8 protein-coding genes and 3 pseudogenes are annotated in these 18,340 nt (G+C 43.3%); 8 read left to right on the forward strand and 3 right to left on the reverse strand.

All coding sequences use genetic code 11. The features are described 5' to 3' along the window. Window positions 1–302: 302 nt before the first annotated feature. Both QUA53_RS26365 and QUA53_RS26370 read right to left on the reverse strand, forming a co-directional pair. Complete coding sequence (locus QUA53_RS26365; protein ID WP_333100685.1) at window positions 303–542, reverse strand: hypothetical protein; 240 nt, start codon at window positions 540–542, stop codon at window positions 303–305. 44 nt (window positions 543–586) lie between these two features. After that, entirely contained in the window at window positions 587–1,114 is a 528-nt protein-coding gene (locus QUA53_RS26370) for a hypothetical protein (RefSeq protein ID WP_333100683.1), read from the reverse strand. Between the two features lie 564 nt (window positions 1,115–1,678). Between QUA53_RS26370 and QUA53_RS26375 the strand changes: the two are divergent. From QUA53_RS26375 to QUA53_RS26385, 3 pseudogenes are all read left to right on the forward strand, one after another. After that, a pseudogene (locus QUA53_RS26375) lies at window positions 1,679–2,234 on the forward strand (transposase); the annotation flags it as partial. An 86-nt stretch (window positions 2,235–2,320) separates the two neighbouring features. Beyond that, window positions 2,321–3,387, forward strand: a pseudogene (locus QUA53_RS26380) (ISKra4 family transposase). A 101-nt stretch (window positions 3,388–3,488) separates the two neighbouring features. After that, a pseudogene (locus QUA53_RS26385) lies at window positions 3,489–4,321 on the forward strand (transposase); the annotation flags it as partial. A gap of 104 nt (window positions 4,322–4,425) precedes the next feature. Here QUA53_RS26385 and QUA53_RS26390 read toward each other — a convergent pair. After that, entirely contained in the window at window positions 4,426–9,816 is a 5,391-nt protein-coding gene (locus QUA53_RS26390) for an AAA family ATPase (RefSeq protein ID WP_333100681.1), read from the reverse strand. Between the two features lie 379 nt (window positions 9,817–10,195). Here QUA53_RS26390 and QUA53_RS26395 point away from each other — a divergent pair, with 379 nt between their 5' ends. The 5 genes from QUA53_RS26395 to QUA53_RS26415 all read left to right on the forward strand — a co-directional run bounded on the left by QUA53_RS26395 (window position 10,196) and on the right by QUA53_RS26415 (window position 18,000). Continuing rightward, window positions 10,196–11,818, forward strand: a complete 1,623-nt coding sequence (locus QUA53_RS26395) for a hypothetical protein (RefSeq protein ID WP_333100679.1) — start codon at window positions 10,196–10,198, stop codon at window positions 11,816–11,818. Window positions 11,819–11,850: 32 nt separating this feature from the next. Then, window positions 11,851–13,620 carry a ferritin-like domain-containing protein gene (locus QUA53_RS26400; RefSeq protein WP_333100676.1) on the forward strand — a complete coding sequence of 590 codons (1,770 nt, stop codon included), beginning with the start codon at window positions 11,851–11,853 and terminating at the stop codon, window positions 13,618–13,620. A 36-nt stretch (window positions 13,621–13,656) separates the two neighbouring features. Continuing rightward, complete coding sequence (locus QUA53_RS26405; protein WP_333100674.1) at window positions 13,657–14,997, forward strand: radical SAM/SPASM domain-containing protein; 1,341 nt, start codon at window positions 13,657–13,659, stop codon at window positions 14,995–14,997. Between the two features lie 169 nt (window positions 14,998–15,166). Then, window positions 15,167–16,588 (forward strand): flavin-dependent monooxygenase QhpG, encoded by a 1,422-nt coding sequence (qhpG, locus tag QUA53_RS26410; protein WP_333100673.1) that lies wholly within the window; start codon window positions 15,167–15,169, stop codon window positions 16,586–16,588. A 26-nt stretch (window positions 16,589–16,614) separates the two neighbouring features. Then, window positions 16,615–18,000, forward strand: a complete 1,386-nt coding sequence (locus QUA53_RS26415; RefSeq protein WP_333100671.1) for a C45 family peptidase — start codon at window positions 16,615–16,617, stop codon at window positions 17,998–18,000. Window positions 18,001–18,340: the final 340 nt, after the last annotated feature.

The following is an 18,340-nucleotide window of genomic DNA, read 5'->3' on the forward strand; positions in this document are numbered from 1 at the left end:
ATGGTTGACACCATAATTGCTGTGGCTCTTGACTTAATTAATCCGAAACATCTCAAAAACTGGTTTACTAATTGCTGCTACTGTACCTCATAACATCCGGAAGTGCTGTAATCGTAGCAGATTGCCAAGGAAGTCGATTTTCCAGAACTAAATCCCTAGCCAGCCAGAGTTGCCAACTCATCAATGGCATTAAATCGCTCCAACGCTCAGATTGTTCGGGAGTTCTCAAGTTAGGCAATGTCCAATGTAATCGTTGCTTAACAAATCTATACCAATGATCGACTCCAAAGCGTCGTAAATACTTAAACCAGACTGTTTCGCTTGGGTAGAGTTCGTTCTCCCACCCAAGCCAACCACAATGGTGGAAACGGCTGACCGTTTGACATGGGCTTCATTCTTTCCACGAGGATTAAATTTACTCTCTGTTCAGGCGCACGATAAAAATGTAAGTCAAGCCATTGCCTGACTCGGACTTGCCCCAACTCTGGATATTCGTCAATTTCAATCACAGCATCCGCTTTACCGCCATGTGGTTTGGTCACCCGGCCTCATTTTTTGCCCGTGCTGGCGTGGTCTGTCGCGACCACTATATGCTGGTGGTGCTGACCACTTTCCAGGCATTCTTTCGGAGTCGCATTAAGCAATCAGCTTGAATGGAAGCTTGCGCTAGTACCCAACAAGCATTGCCATATTCTCGATCTAAAAGTGCTAAGACTGGATTGATGCTCTGTTCACAAACAAGTTTGAGTTGGGAAGCTGCTTTTTCTATGGGTGAAGACCAACTACTAATTCGTTCATGTAGTAGGGGTAATGCCCAACTTCCTTCTGCTTCGGGTATCCACGCAATTGTACTGTACCCCTGTCCAATAATTTCGCCTTTGTGATCTTCATGGGTTCTGTCTTGTAATGTTTTGGCATCTGGTCTGCCCCATGCAGTATGATCGATTGCCACTAAAACGTGTTCCGTTGAGGGTGCTTCCTCCTGTAATTGCTGGAGATACAGCAGCATTAGTTTTTTCCGGTCTGGTCTAGAGTCTTGCAATGCCTCGTAGACGCCGAGGCGTTTGACGATGGAATAATGGATTGAGCGAAAATTCCGCCAAACAGGCTGCATTCGGAGTCGTCATCACTGCATCCATCAGCTCGAATGTCGCATCTTTTGCTTTTACTAATAACTCGTATGCTGCTTGACGGAATTCCTTTAATCGTTCACTGTTCATTTAGGGAGTGGATAGGTTTTCTTTTTCACCCTTATTCTCTCCCGGCGCGGTGGCTCTAGTTCTTCTGAAAGCCACCGTTCTCATCTTTATTTAGTCTAAAGTACAGTTATTCAGGTTGTTGAGAAAGAGGAGTGGGAAGGGGAAGGAAAAGGAGAAAGAGAAGGAAAAGCAGAAGGGGAAGGAACCCACGCTTAAAGACATAGGATTGAAGGATCGACATTATCAAAAGCTATGATGGGGTAAGCTATAGACAATAAAAAATTATGTTTGACCGAGCTTGAAAAACCAATCAATTGCTACGGGTGATTTTTTCCAACTTATTCAGCAATCCCTAATTAGGGCTGGCTGAATAAGCCTAAAACCTTTACAGAGAAAGACTTTGACTGGTTTGAACGTTCCGCGTGTGCAAGCTTATGAGCTAAAATCTGTCCAAAGGCTAGTACAACATCACTTTCGTAATGTACCGAAAAGTTGACCCAACCCCAAACCGGCCATCCAACTTTGACTTGCCTTTTGAGGGGCAATTGTTAAAAGATAATCGTTGGGTAATCATGGCGAAACTAATTCCGTGGTCAGCATTTGAAGCAGAATATGCTCAAAACTTTTCCGTAGATATGGGAACTCCAGCAAAATCTTTTCGGATGGCATTGGGAGGATTAATTATTAAAGAAAGGTTAGGAACCAGCGATCGCGAAACAATAGAACAAATCCGAGAAAACCCATACTTACAATACTTTATATGCATGACCAGCTATCTTCTGTCAAGCACCATTCGACTTATCAATGTTGGTTCATTTTCGACAGAGAATAGGTGTCAACCTAGTCAATAAAATCAATGAAAAAATGGTCAAAGAGCAGACCGAAGCACCAGGCAAAGTAGTCGATAAAAAGTCATCGGACATCAGCGAGCCGAAAAATCAAGGAAAATTAATATTAGACGCAACCTGCGCGCCAGCCGATATTAAATATCCTAACGACTTAGGAATATTGAATCAAGCCAGGGAACAAACCGAAACGGGTGCATCTCAGTTTTGCAAATCTATAAAAAAAGGCTAAAATAAAAAAAGCAGTAAAAATCTCAAAAAAGGATGAGGTAAAAAATGACACCCTCAGAGCGACAGCAGCTAAAAGCATACTTAGAAGGGGCTGCAGAAATTATTTACAGAAATACAGACCCAACAGAGCTAAAAAATTTTGAAAGTATAGAAAAAGTCTTACGTCAGAAAATCTTATCAGAAGTGGGACCCGAACTAGGTAGCTTTTTTTTTCAAAAGTCTCAGGAATTAAAACAGGAAAAACCCGAACAGTAAAATCTGTAGTAGGGTCGCTCAAAATTACCGACAACCAAGCCAAATATTTCGGATTAAAATCTCATACTCAACTTAGCCCGATGCTGGAGAAATGTGCTCTTTTAATCAGTGCCAATGAATCTTATCAAAGAGCAGAAAAAGATTGAGAAGAGTTAACCGGGATTAAAATTTCACATAGCACATTACAAAGATTAGTAAATCGACAAAAATTTGAATTACCTACCTCCAAACAAGGTGTACAATAAATTACATTAGATGGCGGGAAAATCAGGCTACGCAACGAAACCAAGGGCGAACCCTGTTATTGGAAAGACTATAAAGCCTTGTGTTTAGATAATGTTTACTGTGGAGCTTTTTTTCAAAAGTCTCAAGATTTAATTGATTGGGCGAATAGCCAAAAACTGCTGCATCCTATGTACTGTATAGGAGATGGTCATCCGGGAATTTGGAACTTGTTTCAAGAAATTGGAGAGGCCCAACAAAGACAAGAAATTTTAGATTGGTATCATCTTAAAGAAAATCTCTACAAGGTAGGGGGTTCATTTAAACGATTAAAATCAGCAGAAAATTTGTTGTGGCCAGGTCAAGTTGATGAAACAATCAATTTATTTAAAGACCTAAAAAAGAAAGCATTTAAAACATTTTGCCACTATTTGGAAACCCATCGCTGTCGAATAGTTAATTACTTATACTATAAAGTAGAATCCATAGGTTCGATTGGTTCGGGAACAGTTGAATCACTCATTAAACAAATTGGAACACGGGTGAAACTATCGGGATCACAGTGGAATATTGAGAGCGTTTCCTCTATTCTTTCTCTTCGCTGTGCTTATCTCAATGGTCAACTTTCCACTTGATATATTTGCAAAAGTGAGATGCACCCAACCGAAACAATCATAGATGCTTTGCACACTCAAATTCAGTCACCACTAAAAAAAAACCAAGAACTTATTGAAACCTAGCTAGAAAAGAATACTTGACAGTAGCCAAGAAACGAAGACCATCACAAAAAAAGCGAAGAAAAGCGATTAAGAAACAACTTCAATATATTAAAATAAATTTAGCTCATATCGCGGTCATAGGTGAGCGAACGTGGCCGACCAAATATTATTATAAAATGCTATTAGTAGTCACAGAAGTCTACCGTCAACAGTTATGGATGTATGAAAATAAAACACATAGTATTGAGGACAGAATAGTAAGTTTAACACAACCACACATCGCCCCATCGTCAGAGGGAAAGCCGGGAAATCCGTTGAGTTTGGGGCAAAGCTGTCAGCCAGTTGTCGTAACGGATACGTGTTTTTAGACCGAATTAGTTGGGATAATTGTAACGAATCTGTAGACTTAAAAAAACAAGTAGAAGAATTTAAACGGTTCACGGGATTTTATCCCGAATCAATTCATGTAGATCGAATTTATCGAACTCGCGACAATCGAGCTTGGTGCAAAGAAAGAGGAATTAGAATGAGTGATCCCCATTTAGGAAGACCCTCGACAAATATTAGTAAGTCAACGAAGAAACAAGCTTTAGAAGACGAGAGAATTCGTAACTCTATTGAGGAAAAATTTGGAGAAGCTAAAAGAAGATTCAGCCTCGGTAGAGTGATGGCTAAACTTTCTAATACTTCTCAAACCACCATCCCCATAACTTTTTTGGTGATGAATCTTTCGGCCCTGCTACGGCAGGCTTTTTGGCTTTTTTTATGTCTATTTCAGAATATACACTTTTTTTCCTGTTTTCCACCTGTGATGATTAATAAAGATTATGCTTTGGACAAAATATCGTAAACAAAGCTTATATTATCCAGGGACTCGCGAGTTAATTCATCTTTCTAAATGCTGTTTTCTTACTTTTTCAGCAAGCCCTAATTATTCCCAAAAAACAATCTCCCCTACTTTTGTTTCAACACCACCAAGGCAATATCATCAAAAACTTTTTGCTCGCCAATATGCCGCCGCACATCTTCAATTACGACTTGCCGAATTTCCTCTACTCCTAGGTGGTGATTTCTGGATATGACTTCGCACAGTCTCTCCAAGCCGTAAAGTTTTCGATTAATATCGAAAGCTTCAGTAATCCCATCGGTATAAAGCACCACTACATCTCCCGGGTTCAGCAACACTTGAGTTTGGGCAACAAAATCAGCAATCTCCACATCCAAACCAATGGGGAAACCCAGAGATACCGTATCTATCCGCTCGACGCTGCTATCAGTACGCACCACTATTATCTCTTCATGTTGACCGCTGATATTGAGGATACTATCTTGATACTCTAATAATGCCAAGGTCATATTTTTTCCAGAATTCATCCGCTGGAGATTGCCGTAAAGGGTTCGATTGAGCACATCCATAAACCTCACCGGATCTGTTTCATTACTTTCTTGAAGCGTTCGGACAGCGGTTTGCGCCATAATCATTATCACGCCACTTTCTAACCCGTGTCCCGTAACATCGCCGATGCTGAAATACACTTTGCCATTCTTAGATTGCACGTCGTAGTAGTCGCCACCCACTTCATCTGCAGGTTCCATAAAAACAGCAATTTCTAAGTCTTCAATTGCCTCAATTTCTGAGAAATTTGGCAGCACCATTTGTTGTAGTTTTCTCGCTACATCTAATTCGGCACTTAAGCGGATGTTCTCTTTTTTCAAGCGTGAGTTGAGCGCAGTAATTTCTTCATAAGCAAGGGCGAGTTGGCGGTTGGAATCAGCTAGTTGAGCCGTGCGCTGTTGCACTTTTTCTTCTAAATTTTGATAGAGGCGAGCATTTTCAATGGAAATAGCAGCTTGAGCAGATAATACTTTTAAAAGTTCCAATCTGTCGGCGGTAAATGCAGCCTCGGTTAAATTATTTTCTAAATAAAGAATACCGAGGCAAATTCCTTGATGTTGAATAGGGAGACACAGTAACGATTTAGGATGACGCTGGATAATATAAGGCTCGGCAGCCCAATTAGCTTCCTTAGTTGCATCATTAATTACTAGAGTTTCAGCCGTGCGCCAAACATAATTGACGATTGATACCGGAATCTCTTGGCTGCTGTCAACTGAGATAGATTGCAAGTGGCACTCGCTACCAAGCGATTGAGCGGTGATAAATAATTCACCCGATTGTTCTAAAATCAGAGCGCCGCCTGTTGCTCCTGCATTTTCCATCACCACTTTTATTAAAGTTGAGATTAACTTATCGAGATTAATTTCTCCAGATATGACTTGAGAGGCTTCGATGACTGTTGTTAAATCTAGAGCTGATGAAATACCTGTACCAGTGCTACTTGTAACTTTGAGCGCGGCGATTTCATGAGTCATCAGAGTTACTGTATCGCCCAATTGCGCGCCGGGATTTCTAATAAAAATAGGGGCGAGTAATTGAGGATAGCGTTTTTCTAAATCTTCAATTTTTGCTTTGGCTCCCCAGCGAGAGTAAGCGTAATAAGCTGCTATAAGGTAGGTTTGAGCAATGGTTTCTTTACCCCAAGCTAAATAAAACTTGGCGGCAAGTTCGTTAGCGATTGCTTCTTCATTGACGTACTCGTTTTCTTTGGCGATGGAAATAGCGCGATCGTAATCATCCATTGCTTCCACATTTTCACCCAGAACCCGATGCCGTTCTGCTTCCACCAGATAAAATTTATGCAAGTGATTCATCGGCGCGTGTTCAGCCCAGGTCTTGAGTTTTTGCTGATTGTGTGCTACTTTTTCTAAAATTGGCTCGCGAGCGCTTGTGGATGAATCGGTCAAAATCGCTAGCTGTACCAGGGAGTCGTAGAAATGGAATAGGGGTACACACAGAAGAGCGATCGCGCTATCAATATATTCCTCTGCCTTGGCAGTATTTGCGATCGCTTGTGGCAATTCCTCAAACAGATAACAGAGAATCAGCTTGTTTAAATACAAATAGTGCAATCCGTTTCTGTCGTTGCCTTCTAAATGTTGCGACAGTAATTGTACTTCGTCATAAGCTTCACCCACTAAAAGGCAGCGATTTTCCGACTCACCTAATAAGTTAAGCACTGCCTGCCGAAAAATTTCATTATAATTAAACGAGGCAATTTGTTTTAGTTGTTTGAGCGCATGACTGTAAGACGCCATTTCCCGTTCTAATCCAGTTAGTTCGGCCCCAGCAAAATATAAATGGTTACAGGCGTAACAGGCACTGTAAGCCGCAAATTCTAAATCTCCAGTTTCCAAGCCAATTTGGTAACTCTCTAGCAAAGGTTTTAATGTTTTGCGGACTGGTTCTTTCCAATGGGCGACCATACCACCAAAAATAAAGAATGTTTTTGGTTTAATTTCCTTAACGTTGAACTCCGAAGCTACTGTTAAAGCTAAGAGACCAAATTGATAACCCAATTCAATATCTCCCACGACGCCGCACATAATTAACCCATAGGTGGCATAAGCAAAAGCCGACCAAGCAGCATTGCCATATTGCAGGGATAAATTCACCCGATGGCACACCGTCAGCGGATACATCTGAGGCGCAGAAATATAGGTGGCAGAGGATAAACTCGAAAGAATTTGCATCGCTGCCAATTTTTCTGGGTCCGTCATCGCTGGCAAGTTAATCAAGTCCTCGATTGGGCGAGAACCCAAATTTTCTCTCGTTTCCACCATTGCTTGCTGAATATCTGATGGTTGGGTATTTTCTGGAAAATCTATCCCCAAAAGCTTCAGCACTTCTAGCCCCGTTCTCACCGCGTCTAAACCTCGGGTTTGCGCCATGTAGGCTTGAATTTTGACTTCATAGACTTTCACTTTATCCAGCAAAGTTTTAGCTTCGTTCAAAACAAGTGCTGACCACGCCTCCATCTGCTCGAAGTTACCCCCCAGATAGGCTGACTCAGCGGCTAATTCATACAGTGCCAGCGTTCGATCGTAATTCGTTTGCCAGCTATCTGCTGTTAGCAGTTTCATGCCTACAGATAAATAACCGATCGCGGCCGCATAGGCTGTAGAAGCTTTGGCTTTACGTCCCGCAAGTAAATTTAACTGCACCAGTTCGTCTTGTTCTGTTTGACTGTCAATTAAATCGACGGCAATATTCAACTGGTTGACAATATCAAAAATTTTCTCTTCCCGTTCCGTTTCGGGGGTATTTGCCAACAGCAGCCGTCCAATTTTCAGATGAGTTGATTGTTTTTGGTCTTCGGGAATTAGAAAATAAGCCGCTTGCTGCACTCGATCGTGGAGAAATTTGTAAGGAACTGTCAGTTCTACATTCTCTTGACTTGTGACCGAAGACTCATATTGGAAGAATTTGTAAACTTCGCTAATCGGAATAACTAAACCTTCTTGCAAAGCTTTCCACAAGTCAGCCGCTGTCTCAGCTTGGGATTTTTCGCGGACAATTGCTAGGGTAGCGAGGTCAAAAGTGTTGCCGATGCAAGCTGCTAATTTCAATACTGTTTGAGTATTTTCCGGCAGTTTCTGCAACTGTATTGCCATAAACTCGACAACATCATCGCTGACGGAAATTGTCTTAACTTGTGCAATATCGCACTGCCAATAGTTGCAGCTAATATCAAACGATATTAATCCATCTTCGTAAAGCGATTTGAGGAATTGATTCGTAAAGAAAGGATTGCCTTTGGTTTTTGCCAGTACCAGTTCGGTTAAAGAAATTGCTCGCTCTGGCGGACAACTCAGAGTATCGGCAATCAGGCAGTTTAAGGAAGGTTGGTCTAAAGGTGCTAAGGTAATTTGATTGACCGTCGCATTAGTTTCCTTAATTTCATCTAACGTCAGCATCAGCGGATGTGCGGGAGAAACTTCGTTGTCTCGATAAGCTCCTATTAGCAACAGACAACGGGTATCCCCATCGCTTAAAAGCAATTGCATCAACTTCAAAGAAGCTGAATCTGCCCACTGTAAATCATCTAAGAAAATCACTAAAGGATGTTCTTGAGTCGCGAAGACTCGGATAAACTTTTGAAACAGCAAATTGAAGCGATTTTGAGCCGCACTTCCTTCTAGTTCCGGGGCGGGTGGTTGCTTGCCAATCAGCAGTTCTAGTTCGGGGATGACCTCAATAATGACTTGGCCGTTTTCTCCCAAAGTGGCTAAGATTTTTGCTTTCCATTTCTGCACAACAGCCGCAGTTTCAGTCAGCAGTTGTCGCATTAAATTTTGCAGAGCTTGTACCCATGCCCAAAAGGGAATGTTGCGATTAAATTGGTCGAATTTTCCTTTAATAAAATAACCGCGTTGGCGGACAATGGGTTTGTGAACTTCATTGACAACGGCAGTTTTACCAATGCCGGAAAATCCTGCTACTAGCATGATTTCTGAATTTCCAGAACTGATGCGTTCAAATGCTGCTAAAAGCGTTTCTACTTCAATTTCTCTGCCGTAAAGTTTGTCTGGGATAACGAAGCGTTCGGAAATGTCCCTTTTTCCTAATTCAAAGGGTGCAATCTTACCGCTAGCTGCGTACTGTTCTAAACACTTTTCTAAATCGTATTTAATCCCAAAAGCTGTTTGATAGCGGTCTTCAGCAGTTTTTGCGATCAATTTCATTACGATGTCATTTAAAATTTGGGGGATGGCGGGATTTACTGCAATAGGGGGAATGGCTTGACGGGCAATATGACAGTGAACTAATTCCATCGGGTCTGTCGATAGAAAAGGCAACTGACCCGCTAGCAGTTCGTAAAAAGTTACGCCCAAGGAGTAAAAGTCAGTACGATAGTCAATGCCCCGATTCATGCGTCCCGTTTGTTCCGGGGAGATATAAGCGAGGGTGCCTTCTAACTGATTGGGGTTTTGAATTTCTTGGCTTTCTCTGGGTAAAAGCGAGGAAATACTGAAGTCAATCAGTTTGACTTGTTTAGTTTTAGGGTTAATTAAAATATTCTGGGGTTTAATATCTTTATGAATAATTCGGCAGCGATAAAGTCCTTCTAGCGTCGTGACAATTTGAAGAGCTATGTCAAAAAAATCAGCGAGGTTATCGGTAATTTTTCCGGTTTTTGACAAAACCGGGGAAGTCAGGTAGTTAGCCAGGGAAATGCCACCATAATTCTCCATTATCAGGGCAAAACCATTTCGATAGTTTTCCAAGCTTAAATGTTTGACAATTCCCGGAAAGTCGAGATTTTTGGCAATTGTGTATTGATTGCGGAACTGTACCAGTTCGGTGAAGGCTGGATACTCAGACTGAAGCAGTTTGATTGCAACTGGTTGACTGTCTAACTCTTTAATTCCTAGGTAAACTTGGGTTCTGTTACCATTGTAAATTTGTTCGGTGATGTAATAGCCAGGAATTTTTAGAGTTGTCATTTTCACTCGATATTGGTAATTTACAATTATTAATTCTTGGCTTATCGATATACATCATAACATCGACTTTAGGGCTGTATCAGTCATTCATTCTATATTGGCTAATTTTTAGCCTAGATAGAAGAATGAATCTTGGACATTACAAAATTACATTAACGTTATCCTTTATTTAGTAAACTTACAAACAAAATCTAGAATCCCAATATTAAGTCTTGTTAGGATTTATTATCATATATTAACTATTCATAAATTTTATTGCTCGATCGAGGGGACTAATAACTTGTATGAGTAATATTGTTGGCACGCAGATAAATTAATGGGTAAGATTTAAAAGTCAGTACAAGGCTCAAACTGAACGGGTATCTTCGGGGAGTTGTTAATGGATACAATTTTAGAAGTGTTCTTTCTACCACCGATGGCGATCGCGCGTTTAGGTAGCAGCGATACACCAATGGAAAGTTTCACTTGGACAGAAGATCCCAGCGTCTTTGGGGGCGATATGACTATTATAACCCCCCAAGTCAGCTTAGAAGTCAGAGAAGATGGCTCTCTGTGTCCTGACCTACCTCAGTCGATTCGCTTTCGGGATGGCAAGTCCTTGCGACCAGTTGCTCCCTTTTTTGAGTTGTGGGTAACGGTTCAGTCAGGCAAGGATGGCACGATTAAGGAAGTGCCCCTGACCTTAAATTTACTAGCAGAGTTGGGCGCTTCCACAGAAAACATTCGGTATCGGATAACAGCAGGAAACCGGAAAGCTTCCTTCCGCACGGGCGATCCCGCTTGTTCCTACACCGCAATGGTAGAAGTGGCTGGCCAGGATTGCAAGCGTTACCCCCTGCTAGCATACAGCCGTCACACTGCGGGTCAAGCACCTCTAGTTTTGAAAGACCATCCCATTCCTCTGGGTCACTTCCAAGTCATGCGTCCGACTCCCGAAACCAAGTTGGGGGTTGACTTGAGTCAATTGCGCGTTCGCTTCACTCCTGCTAAAGGAAAAGTCTACGGCCCGCCAAGCGCGATCGCAGGCCCAGCTTCTGGGTTACCCCCCGGTGAAGCAGCAGCGCCTCTTTCAGAAGCGGGTCGCGTTTATGAAATTGTACCGCCAGAAAATCGTATCCTCAACGAAAATACGGTGTGGTCAAAGTATATTTTGGGACGAGAATACGACGATGCTTTACCCTCCGATAGTTATGACGGCGCGAATGTGGGGGATAACGCTTCCTGGGGAGTGGTGGATGATAGTTGCGATGCCGTTATTGAAGCTTACCTGGCGATCGCCTCCGAGCGCTACGTTGCTACGGCGCGAGTCTTGGTCGGCCCACCGGATTTTGCTCCGGATCGCCGTCCCTTTTACTCGATCGCCGATGACCTCGCCGATCGCGATCTGGATTCAGTACAGGTAAATAAAGACACCGAACAAGTAACGGCAGAAGAAATTCAAGATTTATTCCACCGCATCTATGAAACCGTGAGCTTGATGAGTCTGGATTCAGCACGCACCCGTTCGATTCGGGAAAATGATTCAGACGACCAAAAGCCTAACTTTCCGGGTATGCCCCAAATCGACAAACGCAGTTTGTCGGGGGAAGATGTTCCTTATGTCGATAAAAGCCCTGATTTGCTGATTTCTTCAGCCCCTCAAGAAGAGAGCATTAGCGTTAAACGCGATCGCTTGCCCTATAAAGATGTCGCTCATTTCGTTCACACGCCCCTCACCGATATTGACACCCTAATCCATTTTTTCCGCAGTCACCAAAGACACATAGAGCGACTGATCCGTCCTCCCTTCGGTCATTTCCACCAACTAACAGATAATCCACCACCGGATGTTGAACCCAACCCTGATTTCCGCGACCCTCGCATTTTGCGCGACAAACTCTACGATATGCGGATGCCGCCCTATATGCGCGACTCAGATCAAAATCCTCTATCTCTGACTCGACGGCAGTATGAGGAATTGATGGCATTGGTGAAACTGTTGAACGAACCGCAAGCAAAATAGCGGTTTTAAATCGAACCAAGAAGGGAGTTGTCATGGCTGAACAAAATAACACAGCAAAGAAAATTTTTCCTCGCAATTTAACTGCGAGAGCTACCTATCAAGTAGCGGGCAATCCTGTCACCACCCGCTTGGAGTCTGGAGTAGGTAACTGTTATCCGGGGCTGGAAATGCACGTTCCGGCCCTCGATCGCCGATTTTTTCCAGGGCTGCTTTTTACCTTTGTTGACTTGGCTGATAATCTACCTCCTTATACAGAACCGCAGCGGCGAGGGGCAAAGCTGATTTATGTCGATCTAACCGATCCACAAATGAATCGCAGCAACCCCCAAGTTACCGAACTTTACCGAGAACTGTCTGGAGATAAGGGAGCAAATTTGGCTGCGGGAACCTGGTACCTGCACTCGATCGAGCAGGACGGAAAAGAAATTTTCATGTACGAATATAGCAAAGATGGTAGTCGCACTCCTTTGCAAGGTTTAGTCGTCTGGCGTTTAGTCAGCAGTCTGAAACCTGAACCCGCTGCTTTAAAGATTAAATTAATCCAGCGGGATACCAACTTTCCTTTATCAGAAATCGAATTGACAGGTTGGCGGCGGCGTTACGTCGATCCAAAAACGGGAGTTATCGACCTTGCCTACTCTCCGGGTGAATTAGGACAAAGTTTGTGTTCCCCTTGGACCCATGATTTTCGCGATTGTGCTTGTCATTATTGGGCTTCTAATCATCCAGATGTCGTGTATGGTGCGATCGCTCCCGATGAAGAGATCCTGCCCGATGGCGAGTCAGCTAATTCCATTAAAGCCAATACTCCCATTGACTGGTTGCGCGAAGATCGATCGCCCTCTGGTACAGTAGCGGCGATGAATACGATCGACAAAAATCGCCCTTTCCAGTTCGACCATTTCCAAATTAACCAACACTGGGAAGAGTTAAATATTGTCTTGCAGGGTCATGAAATAGGAGAAACTTACCAACCTCAACTCCGTGAAGCTGACCCCGAACCGTTTAGTTCTCCTGTAGAATTGGCCGCCGAACTGCGAGACAAATTAGCTCCCTTAGAAATGGCTCTGGCTTTGGAATATTTGTATGCTCGTTATTCGATTAAAACACCTCAAGAAATTGAAGGCGACGTCTGGCCTACTCTCAAGTCAGATGTCACTTTCATGCGGCATTTTCTGATGATGGTAGCAGCAGGTGAAATGACTCACCTACGCTGGGTAAACCAATTGCTTTGGGGACTTTACCAAGCTGGATTAATTGAGTATTACCAACCCGTTTTGATCCCAGCTACCGAAATCCCGATAGGTCGTCATAACGAGCCGCGCCCCAGACAACTCCGTCCGCTCACTCTAGAAACGCTAGAGGACTTTATTAAAGTCGAAAAACCGAGCGGATATATTGAAGGAGCTTACGCACGGGTTGTTGCCACTTTGCGCCAACCGGAATATCAACATCTGAATCATTTATACGAATTGGCGATTCGGATTGACACCGACGGCGTGCAGCATTTCAGCCACTTCCGCGATATTAAGAAAGCTCTGAAAGTCTACCCGGCAGATCGACCCGATCTTTACCTCCGCAATGTCAGAGTAGGAACGCAGGATGAGGCTCGTCAAGCCCTCAAATTGTATAACGACATTATCCTTCCTCAACTTTACAACGCCTACTCTAGTTTCTCTGACAAAGACTTCCACACAGGTGGCAAACAAACTCATTTTGCGAGGGAGGCGATGACTAAGCTGAATCAAATTGCTGATGAACTGGCACGTCAGGGAATTGGTATTCCCTTCTGGGAAGACTAATTTTAGGTTGGGTTTTCTACTTCTTTTAAAATCTTTATGCGCGTTAATTACTTGAGTGATGGTTCGGAAGTATTGTCAAAACTTCATTTTTTTGACACAGAATATGGCTTACATATGCTGATTGCCGATGGCTCTCAAGTTTATGGAATAGAGCCAGAATTACAACAAGAAATAGAGGCAGCAGCCAAACAAAATACCGATACCGTCGATCGCCTTCTCCAACAATACGGATTGACTGCCAAAACCTTTATAGACGGTCAACCGTTGTCACAACCGCCATTAAAAGCACTGTCCCTCGCTGTTGCCCAGAAATGCAACCTGGGATGCACTTATTGTTACGCCCAAGAAGGCAGTTTCGGGGGGGCTGCCAAAAATATGTCTTGGGAGGTGGCAAAAGCGGCTGTGGAGCGATTATTTGAGGAAGCGCAACCCGAAGAGCGCGTGAATCTCTCTTTTTTGGGAGGAGAACCTTTAGTAAATCGTCAATTAATTCATGCTGCCACTCAGTTAGCTTTTGATTTATCCCAAAAAAGAGGTGTGAAAATTGGCTTTTCAATTACCACGAATGGTACTTTGCTTGAACCCGATGATGCAGACTTTTTTGAGCGGTATGGATTTGCCGTAACAGTAAGTTTGGATGGTGTGGGGGAAGTTCACGATCGCACCCGTTCGTTCAAAAGTGGCAAAGGCAGTTACGAGCGAGTCATGGCTAATATTAAACCGTTACTATCCCAGCAACGACAAATGCAAGTTTCCGCCCGCGTTACGGTAACACCTAAAAATTTGTACCTGCGAGAAACCTTGGAGCATTTTATCGGTTTGGGATTTCACAGTATCGGCTTTTCTCCCATGCTGAGTTCGCCAACAGGACGCGAGCAAATGGAAACAGAAGGTCTCCAAGTGATGCTCGCACAAATGATTGACTGCGGGCAAGAGTTCGAGCGACAAACAATTGCAGGAAACCGCTATCCCTTTGCCAATATAACTTCAGCAATACAACAAATTCATCGAGGCACTCATAGACCCTACCCTTGCGGTGCAGGTGCAGGATATATGGGTGTATCTGCGGAGGGCAATCTCTCTGCTTGTCATCGCTTTGTCGATGATGAGGCTGGTTTTATGGGCAGTCTGAAAAACGGCATCGATCGAGAAAAACAAGATCGGTGGTTGGCAGAAAGACAAGTCGATCGTCAAGAACCTTGCAATAGCTGTTGGGCGCGTTATTTGTGCAGCGGTGGATGCCATTATGAGGTGATTCATCGCGGTAGACCTGCTTGCGATTATATTCGGGGCTGGTTGCATTTTTGCTTGCAAACTTACGTCAGTCTCTTAGAAAAATCCCCGGATTATTTTACGGGCGATCGCATTCCTATTTGAATTAACAGGACTTAAGCAAAAAAAACCGGGATTCTATGAAAAATCTTCGCTTGGGAATTAGATATTTACGCAGAAACTAAGTTTTTAGGTTTCTAACGCAGAGGCAAAAAAAGCGGATTTATTGAGACAATTTTTAAGCTAAAATCCAAACTCTCAAATCTCAAATCGAATGACTGCTAATTTCCCGATTGAAACCGAAGTTTGTGTGGTGGGCGGTGGGCCTGCTGGTTCTAGTATTGCTCGCAGGCTGGCACTTTTAGGTCACGATGTTTGTTTGATCGAACAAGCGGCGTTTCCTCGCCCCCACATCGGGGAGTCTTTGCCGCCGTCTATTATACAAATGTTTGAATTGTTGGGGGTGCGATCGCTAATCGAAGCAGCGGGTTTTTTGAGAAGCCATCGCGCGCGAGTTCGTTGGTCAAGTACCGACAATAGTTGGCAATCACACCCCGGAGAATCTGGGTTTCAGGTCGATCGCAGCCGATTTGACCAGTTACTATTAGAAGCAGCCAAAGAAGTCGGGGTACGTGTTTTGCAACCGGCACGTGTCTCTCCTCCCCAACGGCAAGGACAATATCAATGGTTGGTTCCCGTTCGTTCGGGCGATCGCCACTACACCATCAAAACACGGTTTCTGGTTGATGCGACGGGAAAACACAGCCCGCTAGCTGGGAAAAAACAGCGTTATTCTGCGGCGACATTGGCATTATACGGTTATTGGAAAAATACCAGTTTTCATGGTGCAGAAAGTCGCCTGGAAGCAGGTGCAAATGAATGGTTCTGGGGCGCATCTTTACCAAATGGTACTTTCAATGCAGCGGTTTTTTTGGATAAGCAGCGGTATGCCCAAATAGGAGGCGATCGGCAAAAATTCTATGAAGATATACTAGCAAAAACTACTTTATTCCCAGAGTGTTTGGAGGGCAAGTTAGAAACTCCGGTGCAGCTTTGCGATGCCTCGTCTTATTTTACCATAGATCCGATAGGGCTAGATTTTATCCGAGTTGGTGAAGCGGCACTTTCTATCGATCCGTTGTCTTCCCAAGGCGTACAAGTGGCAATGATGTCTGCTTTTACTGGCAGCATTGCAGTACACACAATTTTAACCCAGCCAGATAGCACCGATGCCGCGATCGCTTTTTACTGCGACAGACAGAGAGAAACCGTCGATCGCAATCAAAAAACAGCTGCCCAATTTTATGCCGAACAAGATATTTATCCTGCTACTTCTTTTTGGCAAAGTCGCGCCCATAAGCCCCCGATTCAAAACCTAACTGAATGGCAATTGAATACTTCTCTCTTTAACCTCAACACTCGCATCCAGTTGTCGCCCGCGGCAAAACTGATGCTTGCACCTGTCATCCAAGGGAATTTAATTGAGAAAGTTAAAGCCTTGCACCATCCGGGATTAGATCGACCTGTAGCTTATTTAGGAAACGTTGCGATCGCCAGCTTCCTCGAAGAATTGGTTGCCGGACAAACAGTCTTGGAACTGATGCAAAAATGGTCAAAACAGCAAGCTTTGCCGATTTGTTGGCAATTGCTGCAATGGTTTTGGTCTCAACATATTCTCGTGTCCCTTTGCCCATGACCTATCTATTATAAAAAGGAAAAACAATGACTTTCACTCGTGCTCATCTCAATCAAACCGAACAAAACTACTTATCAAAAGCCTATCGCTTTGAAAGAGCAGGTTGGATATTTTTACATATTGAAGGTGCTCCATTTGAACGAGGGTTTCAGCACGGCTATTTACTTGCCAAAGAGCTAGACGAAGCCTTAAAAACGATTAAATTTACCAGTAACTGGGATACAGGAGATACATTTGAGTCCTTGGAGAAAGCAGCAATGGACCTATACGATCATTGGTTAAACAAGGACGAGTTAGGTGGGGAATTTAAAACTGAGCTTGAGGGAATTGTAGCTGGAGCTTTGAAGGCGGGTGTAGAAATTTCCTATCCAGAAATTTTAGCTTGGAACGCTAATATAGAACTGTTGGGTGATTGGTGGCCCCAACATAAAAATACACAACCCGGAGAATTCTTGCGAGGTCATCACTGCAATTCCTTCATCGCTACGGGTGACAAAACAACCGCAGACAGTGGAATTGTTCTAGCTCACAATACTTGGGATACATACATCAACAGTAACTCCGCCAATATCGTCATGGATATTCATCCCGATCGGGGAAATAGCATTTTAATGCAGAGTGCGCCAGGTTTTTTGCACAGCGGTACTGACTTCTTTTTAACAGGTATTGGAATTATGGGTGCCGAAACCAGCATTGCTGGATTTTCTGGATATGATGAAAAGAAAGCTCCTGAATTTTATCGAGTCAGAAAGGCAATGCAATACGCCCAAAGTCTTGATGAATGGATGGAGATAATGCAGGTTAATAATAACGGGGGGTATGCCAATAGTTGGTTAATTGGAGATATTCGCACGGGAGAAATTGCGCGGTTAGAATTGGGATTAAAATATGTCGGTATCACCCGCAAGCAAGAAGGATACTTCTGGGGATGTAATGTTGTCGAAGATCCGAGAATTCGCAATCAAGAATGCGATAACGTAGGGTATTCCAACCTACTCCAAAGTGGTGGGCGTCGGGTGCGTTGGGAGCAACTTCTGGCTGAGTATTGCGGGAAAATTAACATTGAATCTGCAATGGCAATGATTTCCGATGATTACGATGTTTACCTCAAAGAACACAATTCATCAAACCGCACCATCTGTGCTAGGTTCGATCGCGATCCTGCTGCCTTTAATCCTCTAGAATTCGGGCCTTACTATCCTTATGGAGCTAATGATGGTAAAGTAACGGATAGTACGATGGCTAAACAAATGAGTTTCTTGGGTCGCTACGGACATCCGGACGGCTCAACATTCAATGCTAAACAATTTTTAGAAGAACAGCCTCAGTATGCTTGGCAAAGTGAGTTTCTCAGAGATAAACCTCATCAGCCGTGGGTAAATTTTTCCGCTCGTAACGATGGAGAGATTTAGCCAAAAAATGGTCGCTCTGCGTTTACAGTTATAGAAAACATTGTATAAGCGAAACTTAAATCTGTTAACAGATAAAAATTAGTAGCGGTCGATAGACAGTTTTCTGTTTTGAGTAAAATTTTATTGAGTCTTTAAACAGCAGCCCATGTTTTATTTGATATTAGGACTTACGCAACTGGCAGACTCCAATCGATTTGTAGGATGCGTCAGACTTTCGTTATAAAACGATTATCGAGGGTTTGGGATAGTAGCGCACCTTACTAACTGTAGTTTAGACTAAAAAATGATTGCAGCCAAAAGTAGCTGCCTTTGAATATCCGGCAAGCTGTTACTCAAAAAC

It is taken from the genome of Microcoleus sp. Pol12B3, from assembly GCF_036701355.1.
Lineage (GTDB): Bacteria > Cyanobacteriota > Cyanobacteriia > Cyanobacteriales > Microcoleaceae > Microcoleus.

What these genes read in the sequence shown, in the direction of transcription:
- QUA53_RS26370 (WP_333100683.1), bottom strand. Translation starts at nt 1,114, where the DNA reads ATGCAGCCTGTTTGGCGGAATTTTCGCTCAATCCATTATTCCATCGTC.
- QUA53_RS26390 (WP_333100681.1), bottom strand. Translation starts at nt 9,816, where the DNA reads ATGACAACTCTAAAAATTCCTGGCTATTACATCACCGAACAAATTTAC.
- QUA53_RS26395 (WP_333100679.1), top strand. Translation starts at nt 10,196, where the DNA reads ATGGATACAATTTTAGAAGTGTTCTTTCTACCACCGATGGCGATCGCG.
- QUA53_RS26400 (WP_333100676.1), top strand. Translation starts at nt 11,851, where the DNA reads ATGGCTGAACAAAATAACACAGCAAAGAAAATTTTTCCTCGCAATTTA.
- QUA53_RS26405 (WP_333100674.1), top strand. Translation starts at nt 13,657, where the DNA reads ATGCGCGTTAATTACTTGAGTGATGGTTCGGAAGTATTGTCAAAACTT.
- qhpG (WP_333100673.1), top strand. Translation starts at nt 15,167, where the DNA reads ATGACTGCTAATTTCCCGATTGAAACCGAAGTTTGTGTGGTGGGCGGT.
- QUA53_RS26415 (WP_333100671.1), top strand. Translation starts at nt 16,615, where the DNA reads ATGACTTTCACTCGTGCTCATCTCAATCAAACCGAACAAAACTACTTA.